The organism is Aeromonas sp. R2-4 (genome assembly GCF_040908365.1).
GTDB lineage: Bacteria > Pseudomonadota > Gammaproteobacteria > Enterobacterales > Aeromonadaceae > Aeromonas > Aeromonas veronii.
In genome coordinates this window covers 53,963-67,829 of the sequence record NZ_JBFODO010000036.1, presented here as the reverse complement: position 1 = coordinate 67,829, position 13,867 = coordinate 53,963, and the positions used below count along the sequence as shown (strand labels likewise).

The following is a 13,867-nucleotide window of genomic DNA, read 5'->3' as shown; positions in this document are numbered from 1 at the left end:
TTGAGCCAACCCCCCTTACACATCAATTACTGCAATACTTCGCGCCGATAAATAATTCTGTCATTACCCCGGCTGGAGCCGAAAATGGCCTCACCTTTCAGGCTTCCGTCATTGGCACTCGTGGGGTCAGACAACCAGAGTGGCGATGATGGCTGTTTTGCCAAATCGACCTTGTAGGGAATGCGCACCGAGATGTCCGGCTTGGCAAAGTGGAACAGGATCTCCCCGTCTTTCGCCAGTGCAGCATCCCCACCTGGTGCAGAACTGCCCAACCCCAGCTTGATCTTGCGACCCGCCCCCAAATTCAGCTCGCGAGTCGCCGCATCAAAGGTGTGACTCGGATTGAGGAAAGTGAACCCCTGATTGGCCAAAGAGAGCTGGGTACATTTATCTTCCTTGTTTTGCAGCCAGTTGCCCACTTCGTAATATTGCATCTGCAGTGGAATGGCCAGCGGCGCCGAGGCCAGGCCCGCCACCGTGCCAGCCAGCAGGCGGCCGTACAACAGCTTTTGAGTACCCAGCAGCACCGCATTACACCCCGACCCGGAACATGTCCCAGCGACAGCAGTATTCATATTTGGATTAGCCAACAGTGTATTGCCGCCATCCTTATCATCGACTTTGAGACCAAAGCTCAACGTGGCGAAAGGTGCTTCTGGACTCGCAGCACGATCAAAGCGGGTATTCAGCCCCAAAGGTGACTGCTGATTAACGCTCGCAATACCACTTGCCCAGCTGAGCGAGGGAGATAGTGTAATACGCTTGTCACGCGCAACCCCATCCAGAGCATTGGCAGCCACCATCTCAGCAACCCCTTTAGCGAACGCCCCCTTATAGTTCTCTGTCGTCCCTTTCTGCAGATTGCGTGCAATGAGGACAAAACCGCTGGCAAAGGGCTGGCTCATGTATGTAAAGGCATTGCAGGCAGGCGTGATAAAACCATTACTCAAACTGTAATCCCAGGGTACGAAGCGACCCATCGGCATGCTGCTGGCGGGAGGGATGGTGTAACCGAAATAGCCCGTAGATAAAGTGCTTCCTTCTGGCGGCTTTGCCACCGGTGGCATCGCCGTCATCCGGAACACTCCCACCTCGCTCACAGTCTGGCTAACGTTATTGGCACTGTTGGCCGCAGCCACATGGCTATAGGTGGTAGTACCCAGCGTTGCATTGGTGCCCGGATTGGGTGCCACCAGCGTACTGCCCAGAGCAATATTGAGCAGGGCAAAGTTGGGCGTAGTCTGATTCCCTACGCAGATATCCCCATCATTGGCCGACTCCCAGGCCATCGCCTTGATATCCACCTGGAACGTTTCCCCTGCTTTTTTGAATACCGGACAACTGCTATCACCTGCCGCGCAGACCCCTTGCGGAGGGGTTATACACAAGCCGACAGGACGTGCCACAAACGTGTCGGACCCCGTCATCACCAGACCCGCCGTCTCACCACTGCCATTATGACTGGCTGAAAGCTGCATCTGACCCGCATCCGGGTAGGTCACTTTTTTCAAGGTCGCCTTACCCTGATTATCGAAAGTCAGGTTAAGGGGGGTTGGCGTTGGTGAAGGAACACTGGCGGCATAGGTAGCGATGGCATTGCCATCGATGGAGATCTTGTTACCAAAGCTATTGGTATTTGGATTGTTGTACGTTCCCCAAAAGCCGACAGACCTCACGCCGGTAAATCCGGGCACACATTGCTTGGTAATGTCGTCTTTTTTGACCGCACTGATAGTCACATCCTGAGGCTGGTTGGAATAAGTATCAGGCACATCAAAGAAGAAGCCGCTATCGGCAAAGTTCAGGGTACAGGCTGCCGCACTGGGCGTACCGGCCCCGGCCTTGCACAAGGTTTCACTGAGTGGTTTGACAGCAGGAACGGAATTGTTCACACCCAACGTCACTTGGGTCTGAGTATTGTTACGCAACAAAACTTTGCCCGTTCCACCGGTAAAGGTCACCGTATTGCCACTCACATTGTTGGCACCAGACAGTGGGTACCAACCACCATCCTGGAGACTCTGTGGCAACAAGGAAACAGCAACTTGTTCGGTAATCAGCAGACTGCAATCTGGATTTGCACACGCCTTGATAGTGATCTCTTCCGGATTGCAGGTCAGAGGTTGACCCGAATACTGCAACTCGAAATGATCTACCTGAACGCCTACCTCTCTTGATTTCAGCGCACATATTTCTACGTTATCGAGTTCGTGAATATTGGTCAGGGCACCTGTAGAACCTGTCAATGACACATAAAAGTCTTGCGGTAATGGACTTTGGCCCAATGCAGGATCCAGCGCATCAAACGAATCGATAAGAGAGATAAACCCGTTTCCCGTATCACGCTCTACTTTGACCATCGCTCGCCCACTGGTTCGTGAATCAATCGTCAGACGGTAACGATGGTTGGCGCTACCGTTACCATCTACCTTTGGACTCAAGCAACTGGTATTAACATTGGTAGTTCCGTTATTACAGGTGCCTCGCAGATAGTTATATCCGGAAAAATTGGATCCCGAGCCACGCACGACAACCGATTGCGGGCGATAGCCCACACTTCCCCCCCCCCCAAAGGATGAGAAGTTGCCATATTCATCCAAACCAAATCCGAGCCAACCACCAGCAAATCCAGGTGAGTTACTCGGTTGATAATGGCCATAACCCAAAGGCCCCCCAGCAGCACCTGGCTGTGGCGTCACCGACGCGTCAGAAAGCACAACTGTCATGCCATCTGCACCAGTGCTCGTGCCACCATAGGCGTAGTGATTAAATGTCAGCGTCACCAGATTGCCAGCAGCAGGAAATAACCGCTGATAAGTCGCGGAGGTTGCTTGTCCCGTGCTGGCTTGAGTCATCCGTAAACGTCGGTCTGCCGTAATGGATGGTATAAATCCGCCAGCACTCTGCTTGACGGCCCACCTATCACCGAGCGGCTGGGAGAAGTTATCGGTCTCACAAATCAATGTCGAGCCACCACAGGGATGACGTTGACTATATAACTCAGCTATCTGAGAGTCAGACAAGGCCAAACCATAAATAGCAACCTCATCAATTCGTCCATTAAAGCTGCGACTATCGATATAATCTCGGCCAATCTCCAAATTTTGTGTATTTGTTCTTAATGAGTTTGCATCATTACCTTTAACCGTATCAGCGACGCCATTGATATATATTTTTTGACGTTGATTGTTAGCAGCCATTGCATCATAGCGAATGACTATATGGGACCACGTATTTAACGGTATTTTGGTGTTTGTTGTCAGTGTCTGGTTCACGCCAGAACTTCTTTCCCAATACCAAAACACTCTGCCTTGACTATCTAGATGAAACTCATAGTTGCCATCTTTTGACACGATAGAATACAAATTTCCAGCCGATGGCAGACTTACCGGATATACCCAAGCAGAAACAGTTAACTGATTGGAAAATGACAGGCGAGCGTCATGTGGCACTTCAATATATTGATTACTACTGCCAGTAAACTCACCATAACCACAAGTGCCAAGATTATTCGCGTTTGCAGGTAATGCAGGCGACACAGTATTGGTTTTCGCGCCCCTCATGGCGCGACCATGTAGCACATCCGCAACAGCGTTTTTGACTTCTCCTGCAACACCAGTCCACTTACTCTCTTCAAGCTGATACAAGGCAACAGGTGCCGGGACACAAGCATTTACCGGATTTGACACTGGTAGACAAGTACCAGTCACAGAGCTATTGTTGACATTCACTACCCCACCGGCATTATTTGTTGCAGCAGTCAGATTGCCATAAACCGTAGAATTGGTAACAGTGATATTATTTGATGTGGTCGAGATAATGACAGGACTTCCCTGAGATCCCAGTTGGCTACCTGTTGCATTAAAAGAGCTAGCCCCAGAGACACTTCCACTAGTCATATTAACTGAGTTGAACGTCACTGGATTATTTGAGCGCATGGTAATATTACCACTATAAGTTCCGCCAGATATCGTCAACGAACTATTTGCACTGATATCTCCTGATAACTGCACATTAGTCACACTGACAGAGTTACTACTGCTGGTGATATTTCCCTGAACGACTCCCGAGTTTAGCGACACGTTCCCACTAGTAGTAATACTTCCGTATAAGTAGATATTGTTTAGTGTAATATTTGAGCTGCCAGCTATAATATCACCATATATGGTGTTTTGATATCCTTGAGATACAATACCACCAAAGCTAGCCTTAAGGTTTATTCTACTTGAGGCACTGCCAATCTTGTTATTCGTGAGAGAAAACCCGGCATCTGCACTCAGCGTTGAATCTTGACTAGCGACAATCACATCACCGTCGTTTAATGTTACCTGACCATTACCACCAGTACAGGTGTAAACATTTCCTGACTTTTGCCATGTGGTATTACATGGTGGGTATTGATTGATGGATAAATTATATTGTTGCGCCACAGCTGTACCGCAGAAAAGTAATAAACCAACCAGCCATTTAAAATCCATCACTTTCCTCTCCACTTGTATCATCTGCCGCAATATCGATCGTCAGTACAAAGTGCAGGCGAATGACTTGCACTGAAACAGCAATAACCACTCCAGCCAGAAGTGACTAACACAACCGACATCATCGCCATCACGATTCATGGCGCTCCTCCATCATAAGCTTCGACCATCAGGGTTCGGCTCACGGCAAAATCAGGGTTGGCACTGTTAAGGTCGGAGCTGCCACAGGTGCCGACACTCTCGAGACGATAGCCATTGGTCACAGACCCGTTATAAGTCACCGCCACCGTGGCGCAACGAACCACAGCCTGACAGTTGGTCAGCCCTGGATTGCTGGCAAAGCTCAGTGGGCTGCTTGCCAGGCAGACCGCAGGTGGGGTCGGTTGGGCAAGCGTGCGCTTGGGGAACAACCGATAGAGCGCCACTTCCAGCCCGCTCTGGGCGGCCAGCAGAGCCCGCACGCTGCGCACCTCCACGGTATTTTTCTCGCCGCTATCGACCAGAAAACGGCCCATGGCAGCCGCCAACAGGGCCATCACCACAATCACAAACAGGGCGATCATCAAGGCGCTGCCTCGCATCCGTCCGAAAGCCTGTGGATCAGGGCACATTGAACACCTCTATCTTGTGGTTGAAGGTGACCGACTCCCCCTTGCGTTCGAACACAAAGCGCATGCCAAACTCCCCTTCGGCGTTAAACGCCGAGGTTTCCCGATAGAAGGTGCCAATACGAAGGGAATCCGCCATCAACACGCCCTGTGCAGGTAAGGATGCTCCAATGGGGGCTGTGGCACGGGTCAGCGTGTTTCCTTCCACACAGTAGCGAACCTGCTGGTTGGCAAAGTAGACCCGGCTGCCTGGAGAGAGGCCAGTCAGACTCTCGGCACTGGTATAGCGGATGGTTTGCGCTCCGGATACGGGCGTCAGCACATCGGTAACCCTGGCTACGCAGCGGCCATAATCGCAGCCTGCCGTAAGCGAACCGACATTTTTGTCCGGCACGGGGAATACTATCAGCTGATCGTCTTTTTTAACGGCGGTGGCATCCACATCCAGCGGATTGGCAGCAGAAGCCGGGGTCGCCATCACCAGCTCCAGGGTGGCAGTGCTCCCCGACATGGCGCGGTTAAGCGCCAAATAGCGGCTGGAGGTGCTGATGGGCCAGAACCGCAAACAGGCACCGGTGTCGTCCCATGTCCCGCCAGTCGTCTCGATCCGCTCCGAGCCCGGCACCGCATCGCGCAGTTCGCGGTTAAGCCGCTCCATGGCGAAGCGGGCATCGCTCATCAGCTGCTCACGGCTGCTGGCATCGCCATAAATCTGGGTACCGATACCGATAAACTGGCTGGTAAAGGTCGCCATTATCCCGAGCAGCAGGATGACCATCACCAGCTCGACCAGGGTAAAGCCACGGTTACCCCGAGGTTTGCGGTAGGTTCGATTAGCCGCCACGCCGGAAGTGGTTACAGGCGCAGACATTAGGACAGGCAAGCAACACCCGACAGCGGAGCGATCCATCAGTAGTTCCCCCGGTAGAAGGAGAAGTCGAGCACGCTCTGATCCGGTAGCTTGATCTGCAGATCAATACGCTTGCCCACAGAGCAGGGGGCGACACAACTCTTGAAGGTGCCGTCGCTGAAATCGGCTCCACTCACCACAATTTTCACCTGATAGTTGCGATACTCCTCGCTGCTGACTCCCGCTGCAGTCTGGGTCAGGGTGTTGGCATCCACCCAGTTACCTGCGGTATCGAAATCATCCACATCGTTATAGGCATAGGATGCGGGCTCGCCATCCGGGCCATAACTGGTGGAGCAGGAAGAGATGGTCACCCCTGCCACCTGCTCGCCACAACGATAACGACCCCCGTTATGATCCGAATGTTCATCAAACGACTTTTGCAAGATCTCGCCGGAGAGGCGCTGGGCCAGCTGGGCGGCCCGCACCTGCTGCACCGGGTCTACCGCCTGCGGCGCCTGATTGATAAGCAACCCCAAAATGCCGGTCAAAGCCACCGCCAGCAGCACTATGCCAACGATCAGCTCAATCAGCGTAAAACCACGCTTAAGGGATCTCATGGATATATCCCTCTGACTCAATCTGGATACGGCCACTCTCGCGACCATCGGTGACTTGCAGCTCGCAGCCACCGGCGCAGCTACCGAGCGGGCGGCCCATTTGATCAAAGCGGATAACAAAAGGAGGCGTGCCCTTGTTCGAGGAGAGGGAGATCCCGGCAGACAGGGTCACCGGACGACCACGGGTGAGCTGATTAGCGTTCCAGCTAGATATAGCCGCAGGATCGCCACAAGGGGAGAGCGTGCTGTGGCCAAACTGGCCCGCGTCAACCCGCAGTGAGGTACAACGATTGGCCGGTTCGTGCATATTGACGGTCTGTACCAGCCGCAGCCGGGTCAGCAGTTCGTCACGTACCGTTTGAGTTTCAAAGCCGCCTTTGCCCAGCCATTTGGGCACGGCAAAGGCGGCTAGAATCCCGAGCAACAGGATCACCAGTACCAGTTCAATCAGGGTAAAGCCCTTATGAGTTGAATCGAACATATAAACAGAAAGGGCAGGAATTGACTCCCACCCTTCCCATCGTCCAATTACTTACAGCCAACCAAGCTGATAGTCGGCGTACCGCTAGAAACTGTCACTTGTTTATAAGTCACAGAACAGCTATCACCTTTACCATTCGGTACAAAAGTGATCGTGTTATTAGAAACAGCGCCGGACACTTGCCAGCCATCCAGGGACACCGCTTCACTGATTGTCGCAGCAGTCGGATACCCATATGCTACAGCAACTTTTTCGATTGGAGCTGCCATAGAGATCGGTCCAGCATTGGTCTCATATCCACTCAGTACCGCTTTGCTGTAAACCAAACCTGAAGCACTTTGCAATGCAGCTTGCACACCCTGTGCAGCAGACTTACGAGCATCATCCTGCAGATTCAGGAACTTGGGTGCAGCGGTAACCGCCAGAATACCCAGAATGATGATCACGATAACCAGTTCGATCAGGGTAAAACCCGCCTGTTTTTTCATTTCACTTTCCTCTGTTAATTAATATTTGTGGTCACCTGACCGGACGCCGGGCGGTAACTGAAACTCATAAATGCATCAGTCTTGCCTTGCGGATCCTGATACTTGCCATCACTGCCCTTACTCAAACTATTGACCAAATAGTAACGGCAGACCGAATCCAGTCCATTACTGCTCACTGTGGCATAGTATTTCAGGTCATTGCCGCTACCGCGTACTTCATTGAAGTTGGCCGTAGCCTTGGGCGGGTTTTGCAGTAACCCCTCCCAAATATTGAGACAACGTTCGGCGGTCAGATTAGCCGGATCCACATCGGGATTACCGCTTGCTACGGTATCCATGGGATAGCCGGGCGACAGCTCGCCGTTACTGATCTGGGTCTCGGTCGGAGTGGTCAGATAGAAGCGACTACCGTCATAGAGCACAGTATTGAGGCTATCCTGTTTGGCGCGACCTTCCGCCTCCCATTGCGCCCGCACCAGTGAAACGCCGGTAGCAAAACCGCCAGAGACCCCTTCGACGCTGGCCTTTTTCGCTTCGTCAGTCACATCGAGAAAGCGCGGCAGTGCAGTCACCGCCAGGATCCCCAGGATCACGATAACGATCACCAGCTCAATGAGGGAAAAGCCGGCAGACCGTCTCCTCATCCCGTTTTCCGGCATTGTTGGTGCCATTGGTTTCATTGTCATGCTCCCTCCGTAATGCCCCGCATTATTTCATGCAGGCCCAAAAAAATCATGTAGTTGGGTCATATGATTAGCTTCATTCAAGGCTTTTTCATCACCCGCCCGTCAGAAAACTGATAAACCAGCCAATAACCATCCCACCCCATCTCGCAACCACTGCCATCGGGGCGGGCCAGAACCTGCAGGGGAGGCATGCCCCCCTTCGTCTCACCCATCAGTGCCAGCCACAACTGACGGCAATTTTCCGAAGGGGATTGCAGCGGCACCAGCCCCAGGGGCCAACCCCGGGCGTCAAACTGCCACCCCTTGCCGACAACATGCAGGATCTGCGGACGCCGCTCATCGAGCCAAATGCCGTGCAAACGCTGTGCCCGCTCGGCAAATTGCTCCCCCAACAAGGTGAGGGTGAGCTGCTGCGCCTCTTCCCGGTGGCCCTGATAGCTACGCACCAACGTAGCAATAATCACCATCAACAGGATGATCACGGCGATCCGCCGATATCCGGTCAGCCAGCGATCATCTTGCTGCGTCTGTCTGTTCATCCAGCCCTCGACTCCACCGATCACTTGCCTCTTACGGCTCGCACATGTCCCACCACTCAGGCGTGAAGATATCCAGTTCCAGCAAGATTACTTGCCGCGAACCGCGCGCATCATGTCCCACATGGGGGTGAATATACCCAGCGCCAGGATCAGCACCATTACCGCCACGATCCCGATCAGGATCGGCTCGATCCGAGCGGTGAGACTCTTGAGGTCATAATCCACCTCCCGCTCGTAATACTCGGCCGCTTCGTGCAGCAGGTCATCGACCTGACCGGTCTCCTCCCCCACCGCAATCATCTGCATTACCAACGGGGTAAACAGACTACTGCTGCTGGCGGTGCGCAGCAGGCTCTCGCCCCGCTCGATCCCGGCCCGCATATCACGGATCCGGCCAGCCATCCAAGCGTTATCCACCGCATCGGCAACCAGCGTCAGTGCCGTATTGAGCGGTACCCCGGCTTTAAGCATCATGGAAAAACTGCGGGCAAAACGGGCCAGCAGAGAGCGTTCGATGATGGTTCCGACGATAGGCAACCTGAGTTGCCAGCGATGCCAGGTCAGCTTGCCCTTGGGGGTTGCTACCCAGCGCCGCCAGCTGACAACAATAGCAATCAGGGTGGCGAGCATCAGCCACCAGTAGTGCACAAAGAAGTGGGAGGTTGCGAGCAGGATCCGGGTCGCCAACGGCAGCTCCACCCCGAATTTGGCAAACATGCCGGCAAAGACCGGTATCACCATGATATTGAGGATCACCATGGCAATGCCGATGGCAATCAGTACGAAGCTGGGATAACGCATCGCCGTCTTGATCCGCTTGCGGGTCTCCAGCTCCAACTCGAAATAGGTGGCAAGCTGCAGGAAGGCCTCTTCCAGCTGACCGGTGTTCTCCCCGACGTGAATAATGGCGATAAAAAGACTGCTGAATACTCTGGGGTGAGCCTGCATTGAGCTCGACAAGGGTCGGCCGTTGCCAAGATCCTCTCCCAGCGCATGGAGCGCACGTTTGAGTGGCTTGCTGTGGGTGCTCTCCTCCAGCCCGGCGATGGCGCGCAGGATCGGGATCCCGGCCCGGGTCAGGGCATACATCTGGCGACAAAAGATCACCAGCTCGTCGAGTTTGACACCACCTTCCAGCAGCAGCGACCAGTTAAGCTCAACCCCCTTGGCCTTGCCCGGTTTGAGCTCGGTAGGCATCACGCCACGGCGCATCAATTGCTCGGCCGCCGCCATTTCGTTGGCCGCCTCAACCACACCACTGGTAGCGTTGCCCTGACTGTCGCGCCCCTTATAGGCAAAGTTAGCCATCGCTTACCCCAAATCCTCGGCCAGCCGGAGCACCTCATCCACCGAGGTGATCCCCTCACGGGCATAATCGAGGGCCGTGAGGGCCAGCGGCCGATAGTGCTCATGCTGACGGGCTGCCTTGGCAAAACCCTCAGCGTCATTGCGGCGCAGTGCATCCATCATCGGCTGATCCAGCTCCAGCAACTCGTACACCCCGATCCGGCCCGAATAGCCGGTGAAGTTGCAGCTCTGGCAACCCCGCCCCTTGTGATAGGTATGCTGACCGGGCGCTTCTCCCGAGAGTACGGTAAGCCAAGTCGCCTGTCCTTCGTCCGGCACCTTCTCCTCAACGCAGTGCTCACATACCCGCCGCACCAGCCGCTGGGCGACAACCGCCCGCAGGGCGCTGGCAACCAGATAGCCGGGAGCCCCCATATCGATCAGGCGCAGGGCACTGGTCACCGCATCGTTGGTGTGCAAGGTGGTCAACACCAGGTGACCTGTGATAGCACCGCGCAGGCCGATCTCCACCGTCTCGTTGTCGCGCATCTCGCCCACCAACAGGATGTCCGGGTCCTGACGCAAGGTAGAACGCAGCACGTGGGAGAAGGTGAGACCAATCTTGGGGTTGACCTGCACCTGGCTGATGCGAGGCAAGCGGTATTCCACCGGGTCTTCAACCGTGATGATCTTCTGGCTCGCCTGATTGAGCTCGGAGAGAGCGCCATAGAGGGTCGTAGTCTTGCCGCTACCGGTCGGGCCCGTTACCAAGATCATGCCGTGTGGCCGTTTGAGCTGACGGCGGAAACGGGTCAGGATATCAGGCGGCATTCCGGTTTCGGTCAGCGAGAGGATGCCGGAGGATTGATCCAGCAGACGCATCACCACCGACTCGCCATACTGCACCGGCATGGTGGACATCCGCACGTCCACATCACGGCCGCGCACCTTCATGTTGAAACGGCCATCCTGTGGCAAGCGCTTCTCGGAGATATCGAGCCCCGCCACCAGCTTGAGACGCAGCACCAGCGCCTGGGCAATGCGCACCTCGTTGAGGATATTTTCATGGAGGATGCCGTCGATCCGCTGGCGAATGCGCAGCACCTTCTCGTCCGGCTCGATATGGATATCCGAGGCGCCAACCTGCACCGCGTCTTCAAACAGGGAGCGCAGCAGCTTGGCCACCGTCGCCTCCCCCTCATCATTAGCTCCCAGATTGCTGGAGCCCAGCTCGAAGCCGGAGTCCTGATACTCCTCCTGCAGCTGTTCGGCGAAACTCTCGATTTCGCGGGTACGGCGGTAGAGCCGGTCGAAATACTCCAGCAGCTGCCCTTCGCGGGCAACCGCCAGCACCATGATGCGCGGGCTGAGCAGAGCGGCGATGGCATCCAGCGCGCTCAGGTCGGCCGGGTCCGACATGGCCACCGTCACCCGGTCATCGGTGAGATTGACCGCCAGCGCCCGGTAACGGCGCGCCTGCACCTCGGGCAACAGCGGCACCGCGGCAGCATCTATGGTGAGGTTGTTGAGATCGAAGAAGGGTACATCCAGCTGACGGGCGAGGAATTGCAGCAACTGCACCTCGCTGATAAAGCCGAGGTCGATGAGGGTGGTGCCCAGCTTGCGGCCGGTCTGACGCTGCTGCTGCAGGGCAAGCTGCAGCTGATCATCAGAGATGATCTGCTCTTGTACCAGCAGGTCGCCGAGGCGCATTTTCAGTCTGGGTTGTGCCATGTTTGCTCCGATCTCTGTTACTTCACACCCGTTGCCGCATCCGATTCCGCTTCGCTAATCGAACCTGCTGTTTATCAAGGGGTTAGTTGGCCAATTCGTTGTTCCAGCCAGTTGGTCGATGCCTCGCCGAGGTTGCCGTGCAGCAAGGCGTTGCGATAGGCATCGAGCGCCCGCTGGCTGTGGCCCTGACCATCCTCGGCCACGCCGAGGCCAAGCCACCAGCGGCCCTGATCCGGCTGCTGACGCAGCAGCTTCACATAGAGCGCCGCCGCATCGGCATTCTGGCCCAGCTCCTGAGTCAGCCCGGCCCAGGTCGCGTAATAGTCCATGTTGCTGGCGAGATCCGGCTGATAACCGGACAACCAGCCAAGCGCCTGCTGCTGTTGCCCCTCGCTGATGGCAAGGCGGGCCAGCAGCAGACGAAAATCGGCCTGTTGGGGATCGAGTCGGATCCCCTCTTCCAGCAGCTGACGCGCCTCGGTCAGACGGCCCTCGCCGTAGAGCAGCCCCGCCAGCTGCTCGCGCGCCCCCTGATTGTAGGGATCGTGGGCCAGCACCTGATAGTAGTTGTCCTGCGCATCCCGCAGGCTTCCCTTGGCCATGGCGGTAGTCGCCTTGCGCTCCGCCAGTGCCGCCAGCTCCTTGGCCGACAGCTCCACCGTCTCGATCTTCAATACGCTCGGTTTGCGCGGCACGCTGGCGACTGCCTGCTGCTCTGCCGCCAGTTCGGCGTAAAGCTCGGGCTGCAGCTCTTCATCGGTCGGCTCCGTCTCGTCAACATCGCTGGAGGCATCAAAGGGCGCACCGTCGGCCATGCCATCCGAGTCACTCTCGCCTGCCTCATCATTCACCTCATCCTGACTTGGCAACGGCAGCGCGGCCGCCACCTCGACCGGCTCGGGCGGGCTGACCGGCGCGGCGGCCCTTGCCACAACATCGGGAGTCACCGCATCGGGGGCGATCACTTCGCTGGCAGCCGTCACGGTATGGGTCTGCTGCCAGTAGATCCAGGTTCGCCAACCAAGGATCCCCAGTGCCAGACCGCAGATCAGGGTCAGCAGCAACATCCACCATCCCTGCTGGCGCGCAGGGGCAATATAGACGGCAGCACCTTCGGAACCTTGCTGGCGCCGGTCCAGATCTTTCAGCATCTGGTTGATAACGCTCATGGCCAGACTCCATAAGCCAGGGCGCACCCCAGCAACAGTAACAGGGGCCACCAGCGCCGTGGCGCAAAGCGGCTGGCATCGTCGGTATCGCGAATGGCAAGCCGGACCAGACGGCTATCGACCTGACGCACACCCTGACCATAGGCCAGCATCAGGCACTTCTGCGCCAGGATATTGATAAGTCTCGGGATCCCTCGCGATGCGCGCCACAACAGGCGCATGGCGCGACCTGCAAACAGCGGTGCCCCGCGGTAACCGGAGACCTGCAATCTGTGCTCCAGATAGGCACGGGTCTCGTCAAAACGCAGCGGCCGCAGGCAGTAGGAGAAGCCAATCCGCTGGCGCAGTTGGCGCAGATGCGGCTTGGCCAGTCTGGCATCCAGCTCCGGCTGGCCGAACAGCACGATCTGCAGCAGCTTGCTCGATTCGGTCTCGAGATTGCCGAACAGGCGGATCGCCTCCAGGGTCTCGTCCGGCAGCGCTTGCGCCTCGTCGATCAGCACAACCACCCGACTGCCCTGCTGGTGCAGGCTGATCAGGTGACGATGGATACGATCGGTCAGATCCAGCTCGCTCTGATCCCGTACCGCCAACCCCAGCTCCAGCGCCAGCGCGATGCGCAGCTCGGCCGGAGTGAGGTGGGGATTGGGCAACCAGGCAAGCCGCACCGGACGCGCTTCCGAGCCCAGCTCGCTGAGCAACTTGCGGCAGAGCAGGGTCTTGCCGGTACCCACCTCGCCGGTCACCTTGATAAAGCCCTCCCCCTGCGTCAGCGCCCAGTTAAGCACCTGCAGCGCCTCTTCGTGAGGCGGCAAGCCGTAGTAGAAGCCGGTATTGGGAGTGAGGCTGAACGGTGCCTCCTGCAGGCCGAAGTGGGTCAGGTACATGAGACCTCACCTGCCACGGCAAGCAAGCAGCCTGTGCAGT

12 protein-coding genes are annotated in these 13,867 nt (G+C 56.2%); all 12 read right to left on the bottom strand.

Going from position 1 to position 13,867, the window contains the following annotated elements; translation table 11 throughout:
• Nucleotides 1-26 precede the first annotated feature (26 nt).
• The 12 genes from AB5Z05_RS14475 to mshM all read right to left on the bottom strand — a co-directional run bounded on the left by AB5Z05_RS14475 (nucleotide 27) and on the right by mshM (nucleotide 13,827).
• The gene (locus tag AB5Z05_RS14475; RefSeq protein WP_368152038.1) at nucleotides 27-4,478 is read right to left on the bottom strand and encodes a DUF6701 domain-containing protein; all 4,452 of its coding nucleotides are present in this window, start codon (nucleotides 4,476-4,478) and stop codon (nucleotides 27-29) included.
• Between the two features lie 137 nt (nucleotides 4,479-4,615).
• Nucleotides 4,616-5,041 carry an MSHA biogenesis protein MshP gene (locus AB5Z05_RS14470; protein ID WP_368152036.1) on the bottom strand — a complete coding sequence of 142 codons (426 nt, stop codon included), beginning with the start codon at nucleotides 5,039-5,041 and terminating at the stop codon, nucleotides 4,616-4,618.
• Nucleotides 5,042-5,078: 37 nt separating this feature from the next.
• The gene (locus AB5Z05_RS14465; protein ID WP_158110910.1) at nucleotides 5,079-5,957 is read right to left on the bottom strand and encodes a PilW family protein; all 879 of its coding nucleotides are present in this window, start codon (nucleotides 5,955-5,957) and stop codon (nucleotides 5,079-5,081) included.
• A 38-nt stretch (nucleotides 5,958-5,995) separates the two neighbouring features.
• The gene (locus AB5Z05_RS14460) at nucleotides 5,996-6,556 is read right to left on the bottom strand and encodes a prepilin-type N-terminal cleavage/methylation domain-containing protein (RefSeq protein WP_110304188.1); all 561 of its coding nucleotides are present in this window, start codon (nucleotides 6,554-6,556) and stop codon (nucleotides 5,996-5,998) included.
• On the bottom strand, nucleotides 6,543-7,037 hold the full coding sequence (locus tag AB5Z05_RS14455) for a prepilin-type N-terminal cleavage/methylation domain-containing protein (RefSeq protein WP_110304187.1): 495 nt from the start codon (nucleotides 7,035-7,037) through the stop codon (nucleotides 6,543-6,545). The genes AB5Z05_RS14460 and AB5Z05_RS14455 overlap by 14 nt, the downstream gene beginning before the upstream one ends.
• A 47-nt stretch (nucleotides 7,038-7,084) precedes the next feature.
• On the bottom strand, nucleotides 7,085-7,525 hold the full coding sequence (locus tag AB5Z05_RS14450) for a prepilin-type N-terminal cleavage/methylation domain-containing protein (protein ID WP_110304186.1): 441 nt from the start codon (nucleotides 7,523-7,525) through the stop codon (nucleotides 7,085-7,087).
• Nucleotides 7,526-7,539: 14 nt separating this feature from the next.
• The gene (locus AB5Z05_RS14445) at nucleotides 7,540-8,211 is read right to left on the bottom strand and encodes a prepilin-type N-terminal cleavage/methylation domain-containing protein (RefSeq protein WP_110304185.1); all 672 of its coding nucleotides are present in this window, start codon (nucleotides 8,209-8,211) and stop codon (nucleotides 7,540-7,542) included.
• Nucleotides 8,212-8,288: 77 nt separating this feature from the next.
• Nucleotides 8,289-8,750: a hypothetical protein gene (locus AB5Z05_RS14440; RefSeq protein ID WP_368152033.1), complete on the bottom strand. Its 462-nt coding sequence runs from the start codon at nucleotides 8,748-8,750 to the stop codon at nucleotides 8,289-8,291.
• Between the two features lie 87 nt (nucleotides 8,751-8,837).
• On the bottom strand, nucleotides 8,838-10,058 hold the full coding sequence (locus AB5Z05_RS14435) for a type II secretion system F family protein (RefSeq protein WP_368152031.1): 1,221 nt from the start codon (nucleotides 10,056-10,058) through the stop codon (nucleotides 8,838-8,840).
• A 3-nt stretch (nucleotides 10,059-10,061) separates the two neighbouring features.
• Nucleotides 10,062-11,771 (bottom strand): MSHA fimbrial ATPase MshE, encoded by a 1,710-nt coding sequence (gene mshE, locus AB5Z05_RS14430; protein WP_368152029.1) that lies wholly within the window; start codon nucleotides 11,769-11,771, stop codon nucleotides 10,062-10,064.
• Nucleotides 11,772-11,845: 74 nt separating this feature from the next.
• Nucleotides 11,846-12,940 (bottom strand): tetratricopeptide repeat protein, encoded by a 1,095-nt coding sequence (locus AB5Z05_RS14425; RefSeq protein WP_368152027.1) that lies wholly within the window; start codon nucleotides 12,938-12,940, stop codon nucleotides 11,846-11,848.
• The gene (gene mshM / locus AB5Z05_RS14420; protein ID WP_110304183.1) at nucleotides 12,937-13,827 is read right to left on the bottom strand and encodes an MSHA fimbrial biogenesis protein MshM; all 891 of its coding nucleotides are present in this window, start codon (nucleotides 13,825-13,827) and stop codon (nucleotides 12,937-12,939) included. The genes AB5Z05_RS14425 and mshM overlap by 4 nt, the downstream gene beginning before the upstream one ends.
• Nucleotides 13,828-13,867: the final 40 nt, after the last annotated feature.

Excerpts from the sequence above, each read along its gene's own strand:
- AB5Z05_RS14465 (WP_158110910.1), bottom strand. The coding sequence starts at position 5,957 with ATGTCTGCGCCTGTAACCACTTCCGGCGTGGCGGCTAATCGAACCTAC.
- mshM (WP_110304183.1), bottom strand. The coding sequence starts at position 13,827 with ATGTACCTGACCCACTTCGGCCTGCAGGAGGCACCGTTCAGCCTCACT.
- AB5Z05_RS14440 (WP_368152033.1), bottom strand. The coding sequence starts at position 8,750 with ATGAACAGACAGACGCAGCAAGATGATCGCTGGCTGACCGGATATCGG.
- AB5Z05_RS14460 (WP_110304188.1), bottom strand. The coding sequence starts at position 6,556 with ATGAGATCCCTTAAGCGTGGTTTTACGCTGATTGAGCTGATCGTTGGC.
- AB5Z05_RS14470 (WP_368152036.1), bottom strand. The coding sequence starts at position 5,041 with ATGATCGCCCTGTTTGTGATTGTGGTGATGGCCCTGTTGGCGGCTGCC.
- AB5Z05_RS14450 (WP_110304186.1), bottom strand. The coding sequence starts at position 7,525 with ATGAAAAAACAGGCGGGTTTTACCCTGATCGAACTGGTTATCGTGATC.
- AB5Z05_RS14455 (WP_110304187.1), bottom strand. The coding sequence starts at position 7,037 with ATGTTCGATTCAACTCATAAGGGCTTTACCCTGATTGAACTGGTACTG.
- mshE (WP_368152029.1), bottom strand. The coding sequence starts at position 11,771 with ATGGCACAACCCAGACTGAAAATGCGCCTCGGCGACCTGCTGGTACAA.
- AB5Z05_RS14475 (WP_368152038.1), bottom strand. The coding sequence starts at position 4,478 with ATGGATTTTAAATGGCTGGTTGGTTTATTACTTTTCTGCGGTACAGCT.
- AB5Z05_RS14435 (WP_368152031.1), bottom strand. The coding sequence starts at position 10,058 with ATGGCTAACTTTGCCTATAAGGGGCGCGACAGTCAGGGCAACGCTACC.
- AB5Z05_RS14425 (WP_368152027.1), bottom strand. The coding sequence starts at position 12,940 with ATGAGCGTTATCAACCAGATGCTGAAAGATCTGGACCGGCGCCAGCAA.
- AB5Z05_RS14445 (WP_110304185.1), bottom strand. The coding sequence starts at position 8,211 with ATGACAATGAAACCAATGGCACCAACAATGCCGGAAAACGGGATGAGG.